Raw genomic sequence first — 11,706 nt, 5'->3', positions numbered from 1 at the left:
GATCATGCTGGACATACTTGCTTTTATCGTTGGCTCGGCGATTGTCTTGTGGCTTTCCCGCAAATCGATTGTCCAACCCGGACGCCATGGCTTCTATCGCTTTTTCGTCTGGGAAGCGATTCTCGGCCTGCTCGTCCTCAACCACGGCGTCTGGGGTACCGAGCCTTATTCGCCGCACCAGTTCACCTCCTGGCTGCTGATGCTGCTCAGTATCTTTCTCGTCCAGCAGGGCTTGAGCCGCCTGCGCAAACTCGGCAAGGCCAGCGAACAACGGGAAGACCAGACGCTGTACACGTTCGAGAAGACGACCACGCTGGTGACCAGCGGCATCTACAAATACATCCGCCACCCGATGTATGCCTCGCTGCTGGCGCTCACCTGGGGCGCCTATTTCCAGGACCCGTCATGGCTCGGCACGGGCATCGCCGTCCTTTGCTCGTATTTCCTCGTGCTGACCGCCAAGGCCGACGAACAGGAATGCCTGAATTATTTCGGCCCGGCCTACGCCGACTACATGCAGCAGACCAGGCGCTTCATTCCCGGCCTGTTTTAACCAACCTCAGTCAGCCGGGAGCTTGGTTCCCATCATTTCGTTACAGGTCCCCCGGCCAAAGACCTCGGCCTTCTTCGGACTGGAAATCTGCGGCTCGGCGTAGATCCGGCGGATGATGTGGTTGGTGATCCGCGCCCCGTCACTGCCATCTTCGTCGAACAGCTTCATCGGCCGGCCTTTATCGCGATTGTAGAAAGCCTGCAGCGCATGATCGCGCACCCGTTCGCAGAAGCGGATGCGCTGGGCATCCGGCATGCTGTCATCGATCGGTCCGGCATGGCCATGGGCCCAAGCCGTCTGCATAACGGCGACGCCAAGCATGGCGACAATCAGGTGTTTCATTCCTGCGGCTCCTGGAGTGTGGTCAGATAGGCAAGGATGTCCTGAATTTCAGCCGGCTTCAAGCCATTCAGCACGCCAACCACGCCCTCCTCGTCGTGCGGCCGGTCGCCCTTCAGATAGAGACCGACCTGGCGTTTCAAATAGCTGGTGTATTGGCCAACCAGCATCGGGAACATGCCGCGCCCCTTGCCGGTCTTGGCATGGCAGGCGACGCACTGCTTCTGGTAGATTTTGCCGCCATTCTCGATATCGCCTTCGGCCCGCGGAATGATCATCACTTTATCGACCATCAGCAAACGGGTCAGCGCATCCTCATTGCCAACGAAGTTCGGCATCCGGGTCGGCAATTCGACCCCGGCCAGATAAGCCGCGACGTCCTTAATGTCGTCGTCCGACAGCTCGCGTTCCTGGGTATACGGAAACATCGGGATATTCAGCCGCGTTCGCGCCCGGAAACTGTTCAGTTGATTCTCGAGATACTTCACCCGTTGGCCGGCGATGCGCGGGTATTCGCCCTTCTTGCCACCCTGGCCGAATTCACCGTGGCATGCCGCACAGGTGCCGTTGATTTCCTTGCCTTTGTCGAGGTCGACCGCGCCGACCGGGCTGGCGAACAAGACGGCAAGCAACGCCAGAGGAATGAAAGTACGTAGCAGCATGCAATGAAATCCGAGAAAGACCTGCGGCGAATTGTCACACCGACCAGGCAAGTTTAAATTGACACAAATCACGCATAATTGCGCCCATGCCATTTATTTCCAGCACCGCTAGCGGCCTCGACCATCTGGCCAACCTGCGCCGTCTGGTTGCCAGTCGCTGGGCCGTGCTGACCATCGTGACGCTGCTCGTGCTCTTTGTTCCCGGCGCCCTCGACATTCCGCTGCCGCAAAGCCCGCTACTTGGCATCATCGGTGTCGCCGCCCTGTTCAATGGCCTAGTCCAGTGGCGGCTCAGGCAGGCCAGCAGTGCAACCAGTCACGAACTGCTCAGCCAGTTGCTGGTCGACATCGCCTCGCTCGGCGCCCTGGTTTTTTTCAGCGGCGGGGCCACCAACCCACTGGTTTCGCTACTCCTGCCACCAGTCGCCATCGCTGCACTGACCTTGCCGGCGCGTAGCGTTTTTGCCGTATGCAGCATTGCCATTACGGCCTATTCGCTGCTGATGGTCTACTACGTCCCGATGCCGATGCCCGACGCCAACCGTGCCACCCGGTTGCACCTGATCGGTATGTGGCTGACCTTTGCCGTTTCGGCGGCGATGATTGCCGTCTTCGCGGTCCGCATGACGCGCCTGATTCGCCAACGCGATGCCGAACTGGCGGCGGCCCGCGAACAGGCCTTGCGCGATGAAAGGGTAATGGCGATGGGCACGCTGGCCGCCGGCGCCGCCCACGAACTCGGCACGCCGCTCGCCACCATGGCGCTGCTCACCGGCGAACTGGCCAACGATCCGACGCTCAATGCAGCAACCCGCGACGACATCGCGCTGCTCCGCCAGCAAATCGGCGTCTGCAAGGAAATCATCACCGGCCTCTCCCGGCGGGCCGGTGCCGAGCGCCTGGAAAACACCGCCAGCCAACCTGCCGACCGCTGGCTCGACGGGGTACGCCAGCATTGGCACGCCGCCCGTCCACAATCGGGCAGCCGGCTGATCATCGGCAGCGACGGCCCGGCACCGCTCATCGTCGCCGACCCCCGGCTTGAGCAGGCCGTGTTCAACCTGTTGAACAACGCCGCCAACGCCACCGCGACCCCGCTGGAAATCCGCCTCAGCTGGTGCAGCCAGAACCTGTGCATCGAGATTCGCGATCACGGCCCGGGCTTTCCGCCCACCGTGCTCGAGCATGGCGGCCACGACAGTTTCCCGGCCCATACCGGCGGCAGCGGCGTCGGCCTGCTGCTGACCAGCACCGCCATCGAGCAACTGGGCGGCCACCTGACCCTGATCAACCCCGACGATGGCGGCGCCCTCGCCCGCATCGAACTACCGCAGACAAGCCAATGAGCGAAATGACCCTGGTCATCGATGATGACCCCAGCTTCAATGCCATCCTGATCCGTACGCTGGAGCGACGCGGCCACCCCGCGTGCGGTGCCTTAGACGTCGGTTCGGCCCGTGAACTGGCCCGCCAGACCGGAGCCGGCCAGGTGGTCCTCGACCTCAACTTGAACGGCAGTTCAGGACTGGCGCTGATTCCCGAATTGCTGGCCATCAACCCGGACTGCCGCATCGTCGTGCTAACCGGCTATGCCAGCATTGCCACCGCCGTCGACGCCGTCAAGCTGGGCGCCGTGCAATATCTGGCTAAACCGGTCGAAATCGAGGCCATCCTCGCCGCCTTCGAAGACAGCGATGGACCGGATCTCGATCTGCCGGCATCGGATGAGCCGCTATCGGTCGACCGTCTGGAGTGGGAACATATCCAGCGGGTCCTCAACGAGAACGATGGCAATATTTCCGCCACCGCCCGCGCCCTGAAGATGCATCGCCGGACACTGCAGCGCAAGCTGTCGAAACGTCCGGTCAGGACCTGAAGTCGCGTTACAGCAGCAGAAATCCGAGAATGGCAATGCCGGTCGGGGCCAGCGCCCCGAGGAAAAGTCCGAGCGGGCTGATCGACTGATCGGCAAAGCCGGATTTCAGAATCGCCACCCCGGCAGGATTCGGCGCGTTGGCGATGATGGTCAGTCCACCGCCGGTCACCGCCCCGGCAACAATCGCATATTTGAATTCGGCCGAAACGCCGTCGACCAGCGATGCCAGATAGGTCAGTGCGGCATTGTCGGTAATCGCCGTCAAGCCGATGGCGAGGAAATACAGAAGCGTTGGCTCGACCCCCATCAGGGTCGGCTGCAACCACCACTGCTGCAAGCCGCCGAGGACGACCAGGCCGGCCAGGAAGAAGGCCACCAGCAATCCCTCGCGAAGAATCAGTTTGTCCTGATAGCGTTCGTAGGCCTCGGTGTAGCCGATAAAGAACAGGAAGAGCCCCATGAAGATCGCCGGGTGATGGGCAAATACCACCACCCCGACGAGAAAGGCGAGATGGAGGAGGATCACCACGACAGGGACGCCAGCCTCCGCCTCCGTCTCGGCCACATCGCCGCCACGTCCGGCGGCCAGCTCATGGCGAAACAAGCCGGTCAGCAGCGCCGCATTGACCAGGACCACGACGGCGGCCTTCCAGCCAAAAGTGGACAGCATGAACGCGCTGTTCCATTCCCACTTGGCGGCCACCATCAAGACCGGCGGCGCGCCGAAACTGGTCAGCGTGCCGCCGATCGAAACATTGACGAAGAGGACGCCGAGCGCGGCATATTGCAGGCGTCGCGACAGCCCGTGCAGGAAGTAGCCATCGCGCAACATCAATGCCGCCAGGGTCATCGCCGCCGGTTCGGTAATGAAGGAGCCAAGCAACGGGACGATCGACAGGCAAAGAAAGAAAATACCCAGCGACCGTTGGAATGGCAGCAGGCGGGCCAAAACACGGACCGCCGCATCGCCGAATTCGAGAATCGGCCGACTGGCAGCAACCACCATGATGACAAAGACGAACAGCGGCTCGGTGAAATTCCGGCTTTCCATGTAATCGACGGCATCCGCCTTGCCGGTCAGCATGAAAAGCGTCACCACGAGAACGAAAGCCCAGAAACCGAACACCACCTCGACTTCGGACAGAAGATGCCACAACCCGGCATGTCTCGACGGGAGATGCGCCAGGCGCGCGAAGAAACCGGTCGAAAAGGTGTGCCCGACGGCAAGGGCAAAAACAATTGCCGCGACTACTTCGGGAGAACTGACAGCGTCCATGAGTCTGAGCGTTACGGTCGGGCAGGATGAGCCGCTAGACTAGCACAGGCGCTGCGGGAAGCTGCCGGCCGGAACGGCCCGACTCGCTCGCCGACCGCTACCTTCAGGTCGACGAGCGAAAACCAGCCAGTTTCAGTGTTTGTGTTCCATCATCGGCATGGGGGCGGGGGCTGGTGCGGCCATCGGTCGGACAACCTTGGCATCAACCTGCTTGGTGCTGCCGTCATCGAGCGTCAGCGTGATCGGCACGACATCGCCTTCCTTCATCGGCGCCTTGAGATCGATCATCATCACATGCAGACCGCCCGGCTTGAGCACGGCCTCACCCTTGGCCTTGACCTCGATCGCCGCCACCGGGCGCATTTTCATGACACCGCCCTCGTTCAGGTGGGTGTGCAACTCGGTGACCCGGGAAACCGGATTGTCGGCCTTCAGCACCTTCACGTCCTTGTCGCCGCCATTCCGGATCACCATGAAGGCACCGGTGGCCGGCGCGTTGGGCGGTGCCAGGCGAACGTAAGGATCCTGCACGCTCAGTTGGTCGGCTGCCCCGGCCAGCACCCCGGTAGCCAGCGTCAGGCCGGTGATTAGCATCGATAGTTTTTTCATCGTCAATCTCTCTTTCACGGTTGATTCAAACGTTTGCGAATTTCCGCCGCCACCTGATCGGGTGGCGAGGCATGGCTGATTTTGCTGAGCAAGCGACCGTCCGGCCCGACGACATAGGTATCGGAAGTGTGGTCGACAACATAGCCGTCACCGGCTGTTTCGACCTTTTGTCGAGCATAGAAAACGCCGTAACGTTTGGCGATTTCGGCCAGACTTTCGGACGAGCCGGTCACGCCGACGATATTCGGATGAAAGAACTCGACGTAATCCTTGAGCCGCGCCGGCGTATCGCGCTCGGGATCGACCGAGATAAAGAGCATTGCCACCCGGGTCAGCTCTTCGGCGGTCAGTTGTTTCAATCCGTCGGCGGTTGCCGCCAGTGCCGTCGGACAGATATCCGGACAATAGGTGTAACCGAAATAGACCAGTACGACCTTGCCGCGATAATCCTTCAGCGAAACCGGACCAGTTGACGACTGCAGCGTGAAATCGCCCCCCGGCGGCAAGGCCGCCATCGGCAACGGGCGCTCGGGCAGTTCAGGCGACCAGAAAAATGCCAGACCAAGAATCAGGGCGGCAAGCAGAGCGGCGATGGCGATCAGAATGCGTTCGGACATGTTATTGGTGGCTCCCCGAGGTAAACCGGAATGGAATGGCCAGACGTTCGCTACCGGTTTCGAGCAGCACGGTTGCCTGCCATTCCATCTGGCCGGTAATGCACACCGGCAGCGTCGCTTCGGCGACAAATCGGCCATCGCCACGAACCGCCAATTGCGGCCGGTTGTAACCCATATTCATATTCAAGCCGGTGAAATCGATCTCGACCCGTGACGGGCTGAAGCCATTGGCCGTGACCTGAACCGCAAAGGGTTTGACCATCGGGATCGGATGCGTCCCCATCGTCAACTCGATCCGCCCACCACCGGGCAGGGCAACGGCACATGCCTGACGCTGCAAATCACAGGCCGGATCGGGCTGCACCGTGACATCGGCCTTGGGCAACAACATCGGCGACAACTTGTAGCCAACCACGACAACCAGGGCAATCAGCAGAATGCCGATCAGGTCTATCAGTATTTTTTTGCTCACCAGAACGCTTCTTTTCCTTGGGCTGCCGAACTTAACGCATTTTCCCCGAACGAGTGTCCACGGAATTAACCAACATCAATTTTTTCATACTCTAGCGGTAATACAGTGTGCGACAAATTGCCGCAGGGAGTATTCTGCCCGCGGCAATAGGGGTAGGAAGTTCAACTTCTCGATTCATGGGAGAGATTCAAATGAAAAAATTTGCAGTCAAATCGACTCTGCTGGCGGTTGCGGCGGGGATCGGCTTCGGCGCAGCCACGTCGGCGTGGGCAGCCGAATCGCTGCAGGACGTGATGAAGCGTCGCGGCCTGAGTCAGCAGGATCTGCTGGCGGCCTCGAAGACCTACGTCCCGACCGGCAAGCGCGACGATTTCGTCGCCTTCAGCTCGGGCGGCCAGTCCGGCCAGGTCATCGTCTACGGCATTCCGTCGATGCGCATCCTCAAGTACATCGGCGTCTTCACGCCGGAACCGTGGCAGGGTTATGGCTTCGATGAAGAATCGAAGGCCGTGCTGCGCCAGGGCAATATCGACGGCAAGGAAATCAACTGGGGCGATACGCACCACCCGGCAATCTCGGAAACCCAGGGCAAGTACGACGGTCAGTTCCTGTTCATCAACGACAAGGCCAATCCGCGCCTCGCCGTGATCGACCTGCGCGACTTCGAGACCAAGCAGATCGTGGTCAATCCGATCTTCAAGTCCGAGCATGGTGGCGCTTTCGTTACCCCGAACACCGACTACATCATCGAAGCCGCCCAGTACGCTTCGCCGCTCGAGAACAAGAAGTTCTTCCCGCTCGAAGAGTTCAACGAGAAGTATCGCGGCGGCATCACCTACTGGAAGTTCGACCGCAAGGAAGGCCGCATCGACGTGAAGAATTCCTTCTCGCTCGAACTGCCGCCTTACTCGCAGGATCTGTCGGATGCCGGTAAAGGCCCGTCCGATGGCTGGTCGTTCACCAACTCCTTCTGTTCCGAGCGTTACGTCGGCGGCATCGAGAAGGGTCGTCCGCCGTATGAAGCCGGTTGCTCCGCCAAGGACACCGACTATCTGCACGTGATCAACTGGAAGAAGGCGGCCGAACTGGTCGCCGCCGGCAAGGCCAAGAAGATCAACGGCCACAATGTGCTGATGATGGAAACCGCGATCAAGGAAGGCATCCTCTTCCTGATTCCGGAACCGAAGTCGCCGCACGGCGTCGACGTCACTCCGGACGGCAAGTTCCTGACCGTCGCCGGCAAGCTCGATACCCACGTTTCCGTCTATTCCTTCGAGAAGATCCAGGCCGCGATCAAGGCCAACAAGTTCGAATCCAAGGATCCGTACGGCATTCCGGTGATCGGCATGAAGGATGCGCTGCATACCCAGGTCCAGCTCGGCCTCGGCCCGCTGCACACCCAGTACGACAGCAAGCCCTGTATCGCCTACACCTCGCTCTATGTCGATTCGCAAGTCGTCAAATGGAATCACTGTGACGGCAAGGTGCTCGACAAGATCTCCGTGCATTACAACATCGGTCACCTGATGACCATGGAAGGTGACTCGGCCGATCCGAAGGGGCGCTATCTGGTGGCGCTGAACAAGCTGTCGATCGATCGTTTCAACCCGGTTGGCCCGCTGCATCCGCAGAACCACCAGTTGATCGACATCAGCAACGACAAGATGCAACTGCTCTACGACATGCCATTGCCGCTGGGTGAGCCGCACTACGTCGTCGCCATCGAAGCGGCCAAGCTGAAGCCGGGCGTTCGTTACAAGGTCGGCACCAACAGCCGTACCGACAAGCCGAATCCGGGCGCGGTCCGGGCCGGTGAGGAACATACCGACAAGAAGGGCAACAAGATCGAAGTCTTCGGTACGCTGATCCGTTCGCACATCACCCCGGAAACGATCGAGGCTGAAGTGGGCGACGAAATCACCGTCCATTTGACCAACCTCGAACGGGCCCAGGACGAAACCCACGGTTTCGCGGTATCGACCTACAACGTCCATGCTTCCATCGAGCCGGGCAAGACGGTGACCGTCAAGTTCAAGGCCGACAAGGAAGGCGTCTATCCGTACTACTGCACCGAGTTCTGTTCCGCTCTCCACCTTGAAATGCAGGGTTACCTGCTGGTCAAGCCGAAGGGCTGGAAGCCGGGCAAGACGCAGGAAAGCGCCAAGGCCAACTACACCGAAGCCGACTATAAGGCGACCGTGAAGAAGGTGGTGGATACCCAGGTCGTCATCGATTCCGTGGTCGGCTACATCACCAGCGTGAATTACAAGGACTTCCCGGATGTCGTGGCAATGGTCGAAGATGCAACCGACCAGCTCAACCGCATGAAGGAAGCCAAGACCAAGCACGAAGCCGCTGCCGCCAAGAAGGACTGGGACCAGGCCAATCTGTGGGCCGAGCAAGTCTGGCAATACCAGGTCAAAGCCGCCGACATCGGTCTGCGTGCCAAAACCTATCTCGAACAGAACGGCGCCAAGAAGGTGAAGTAAAACATCCTGAGGTTTCGGGATTGAAAGGGGGCAGAGAAATCTGCCCCCTTTTTTGTTTTGTTCGCCCGCTGGACATACACTGCGCGGAATCTCGCTTTCAGGGCTAACCTCGCACACTCCGACCAGCCAGTTGGCGTCCATTTCCGGCGCCGTTCATGGTTGCCAAAAAACAGCGCAGTGAAGGTATTCAGTAGCAGACATGCCATCAACCCATCCTTTCTCGCCCCGGTGGCCGGGCGCCAAAATCGTCCTTCTGGCGACCCTTATCTGGACGCTGCTGGTTCTCGCCTCCCTGCTCACCCAGCGCGAGCAATTGAACCGGACTGCCAGCGCCCTGGCGCGCATCGATGCCGTCGCCAATCTGAAGAAGGACATGTCCATTCGCAAATGGGCCTCCGATGTCGGTGGCGTCTTCATCCGCGAAGAAAAAATACCTCCCGTCAACTCGCTGGAAGAAGAGGAGCGGGTAACCGTCCTGCGCAGCAACGGCGAAACTATCCGTTTGGTGACCGTAACGCCGATTCATCTGCTGCTCGCCATCCAGGAAGCGGCCAATCAGGGCGTGCCAGGGAGCCGCGAGCGCCTGACCTCGAAGCAGTTGCGCAACATGGACAATGCGCCGGACGACTGGGAGGCCAAGGCGCTGGATACCCTCGAAAAAGGCGGCGACATGGTTGCCGAAGCGCTGCCGAAGAAAGGCGCGCACGGCCTGATGCGGGCGATGATCCCGATGCGCATGGAGAAGGAATGCCTGGAGTGCCACCGGGACACGCTGGTTCCGGTCGGCGGCCTGCGCGGCGGAGCAACCATCTCGATCAACCTGAATGCCTACCGGACCGCCCAGGAACCGACCTGGCGAGCGATTCAGTACTGGCACCTGGGCATCTGGATCCTCGGACTGGCGGCGATGTTCACCTTCGCCTACTTCGCGCGCCACCGCAGTATCGAAAAGCTGCGCAGCGAGGAAGCCCGCCGCGAAAATGAAATGGCTTTCGCGGCGATGGCCGAGGGCGCCATCATCACCGACCCGAGCGGCACGATCCTCTGGGTCAATGATGCCTTCTGCCGCATTTCCGGCTATGCGCGGGACGAGGTGATCAACCGGAACCCCCGCCTGCTCAAGTCGGGCGTGCATGACGCCGACTTTTACCGGAAGCTCTGGGAACAGCTCACCCGCGTCGGCCACTGGCGGGGCGAACTGTGGAACCGGCGCAAGACCGGAGACGTCTTCCCCGAGGAAATATCGATCCAGGCCTTGACGGGACCGGACGGGCGGATACGCCGCTTCATCTCGATCTTTTCCGACATCACCGAGCGCAAACGCGACGAACAGGAATTGCAGGAGTATCGCGAACACCTGGAAGACTTGGTTCGCCAGCGGACCGAGGAACTGACCGAAGCGCGCGACGAGGCCGAGGCGGCGAACCGTTCCAAGACCACTTTCCTGGCCAACATGAGCCATGAATTGCGGACGCCGCTGAATGCCGTCATCGGCTTTTCGCAACTGATGGGCAAGGACCCGGTGCTCGACCCGACGCAGCGCCGCAACGTCGAGATCATCAACAACTCTGGTAATCATCTGCTGACCCTGATCAACGATATTCTGGAGCTGTCGAAAATCGAGTCCGGCAAGATGGAAATGGCCGCCGAAGACGTCGATCTTGCCGCGCTGCTCGAGGAGATCGTCGGCATGATGCGTCTGCGTGCCGAACAGGGCGGCCTGGCATTGAAGCTGGAGATGTCCGACCTGCCGCCATCGGTCGTGCTCGACCCGGTGATGCTGCGCCAGATCCTGCTCAACCTGCTGTCGAATGCCGTCAAATTCACGCCGGCCGGCTCGGTCACGCTAAATGTTGCCGGGACTGACGCCGGCAATGGCGAGGTCCGGCTGTCCTTCAGTGTCGTCGATACCGGGATCGGCATCCGCGCCGAAGACCACGCGCGGATTTTTGCCTCGTTCGAGCAAGTCGGCGCCTCGCATCAAGGCGGCACGGGTCTCGGGCTGACCATCAGCCAGCAGTATGTCGAGATGATGGGCGGCGAACTGACGCTCGAATCCGAACCCGGCCAGGGCGCCACCTTCCGCTTTGCGATTACCGTACCGGGCGGCCAAGCGGGTAGCGCCAAATCCGCCCGGGGACGCGTCTCCGGGGTCGAGCCGGCCGATCACGGGCGGCGCATTCTGGTGGTCGACGATATGCCGGAAGCGCGGCTGCTCGTCAGATCACTGCTCGAGCCGCTCGGTTTCGTGGTCGATGAGGCAAGCAGTGCGGCAGCCGCCGAGGCGGCGATCGCAACGGCGGGGCCGGACCTCGTTTTCATGGACTGGTTCCTGCCCGACGGCAATGGCCTGGAGATCATCGCCCGGGTGCGCCAAGGCAAGACGGGCAACCAACCGCGTCTCGTCATGCTGACCGCCAACGCGATGAAAGAGAGCCGGCAGGCAGCCCTGCTCGCTGGCGCCGATGACTTTCTCAGCAAACCTTTCGAGGAAGAGGCGCTGTTCCGGATTCTCGAAAAGCATCTCGCGCTGCGCTTGATTCGCGCCCCGCTGCCGACGCCGGAGGCATCGCCCTGCTCCGTCGGCGCCGCACGAAAGATCAGCGCCGAAGATCTCGCCGGCTTGTGCAGCGAAACACGCGCCGGCCTGGCGCAGGCCGCTCTCTCGCTGAACCCGGAAAAGATCGCCGCAGCCTTGCGCAGCGTGGCAGAGGAAAATCCGGAACTGGCCGCCAACCTTGGCGAATTTGCCAACACCCGCCAATATCAAGCCTTGTGGCAGGTACTGGGCATACTCGACGCAGAGGAATAGA

General features: G+C 60.8%; 11 protein-coding genes. 5 read left to right on the top strand and 6 right to left on the bottom strand.

Annotated features, from left to right (window positions below):
- Nucleotides 1-4 precede the first annotated feature (4 nt).
- The gene (locus KI611_RS09135) at nt 5-553 is read left to right on the top strand and encodes a methyltransferase family protein (protein ID WP_226419507.1); all 549 of its coding nucleotides are present in this window, start codon (nt 5-7) and stop codon (nt 551-553) included.
- A 6-nt stretch (nt 554-559) separates the two neighbouring features.
- On the opposite strand, the gene KI611_RS09130 is transcribed toward KI611_RS09135, so the two are convergent.
- Nucleotides 560-895, bottom strand: coding sequence for a hypothetical protein (locus tag KI611_RS09130; protein WP_226419506.1), 336 nt, complete (start codon nt 893-895; stop codon nt 560-562).
- Nucleotides 892-1,554, bottom strand: coding sequence for a c-type cytochrome (locus KI611_RS09125; RefSeq protein WP_226419505.1), 663 nt, complete (start codon nt 1,552-1,554; stop codon nt 892-894). The genes KI611_RS09130 and KI611_RS09125 overlap by 4 nt, the downstream gene beginning before the upstream one ends.
- 86 nt (nt 1,555-1,640) lie before the next feature.
- On the opposite strand from KI611_RS09125, the gene KI611_RS09120 reads away from it, so the two are divergent.
- Nucleotides 1,641-2,900: an ATP-binding protein gene (locus KI611_RS09120; RefSeq protein WP_226419504.1), complete on the top strand. Its 1,260-nt coding sequence runs from the start codon at nt 1,641-1,643 to the stop codon at nt 2,898-2,900.
- Entirely contained in the window at nt 2,897-3,430 is a 534-nt protein-coding gene (locus KI611_RS09115; RefSeq protein ID WP_226419503.1) for a response regulator transcription factor, read from the top strand. Before KI611_RS09120 ends, KI611_RS09115 begins: the two co-directional genes overlap by 4 nt.
- A gap of 7 nt (nt 3,431-3,437) precedes the next feature.
- Here KI611_RS09115 and KI611_RS09110 read toward each other — a convergent pair whose 3' ends face one another.
- The 4 genes from KI611_RS09110 to KI611_RS09095 form a co-directional block, all read right to left on the bottom strand.
- Nucleotides 3,438-4,706, bottom strand: coding sequence for a putative Na+/H+ antiporter (locus tag KI611_RS09110; RefSeq protein ID WP_226419502.1), 1,269 nt, complete (start codon nt 4,704-4,706; stop codon nt 3,438-3,440).
- Nucleotides 4,707-4,838: 132 nt separating this feature from the next.
- Nucleotides 4,839-5,315, bottom strand: coding sequence for a copper chaperone PCu(A)C (locus KI611_RS09105; RefSeq protein WP_226419501.1), 477 nt, complete (start codon nt 5,313-5,315; stop codon nt 4,839-4,841).
- A gap of 14 nt (nt 5,316-5,329) precedes the next feature.
- Nucleotides 5,330-5,932: an SCO family protein gene (locus KI611_RS09100; RefSeq protein ID WP_226419500.1), complete on the bottom strand. Its 603-nt coding sequence runs from the start codon at nt 5,930-5,932 to the stop codon at nt 5,330-5,332.
- Between the two features lies 1 nt (nt 5,933).
- Complete coding sequence (locus KI611_RS09095) at nt 5,934-6,404, bottom strand: hypothetical protein (RefSeq protein WP_226419499.1); 471 nt, start codon at nt 6,402-6,404, stop codon at nt 5,934-5,936.
- Nucleotides 6,405-6,595: 191 nt separating this feature from the next.
- Here KI611_RS09095 and nosZ point away from each other — a divergent pair, with 191 nt between their 5' ends.
- Nucleotides 6,596-8,893 (top strand): Sec-dependent nitrous-oxide reductase, encoded by a 2,298-nt coding sequence (gene nosZ / locus KI611_RS09090; protein ID WP_226419495.1) that lies wholly within the window; start codon nt 6,596-6,598, stop codon nt 8,891-8,893.
- Between the two features lie 199 nt (nt 8,894-9,092).
- Nucleotides 9,093-11,705 (top strand): ATP-binding protein, encoded by a 2,613-nt coding sequence (locus KI611_RS09085; RefSeq protein ID WP_226419498.1) that lies wholly within the window; start codon nt 9,093-9,095, stop codon nt 11,703-11,705.
- Nucleotide 11,706 lies beyond the last annotated feature (1 nt).

The organism is Dechloromonas denitrificans (assembly GCF_020510685.1).
Taxonomy (GTDB): Bacteria; Pseudomonadota; Gammaproteobacteria; order Burkholderiales; family Rhodocyclaceae; genus Azonexus; species Azonexus denitrificans_A.
The sequence above is the reverse complement of the archived record's forward strand: the minus strand, read 5'-3'. Positions and strand labels throughout refer to the sequence as shown.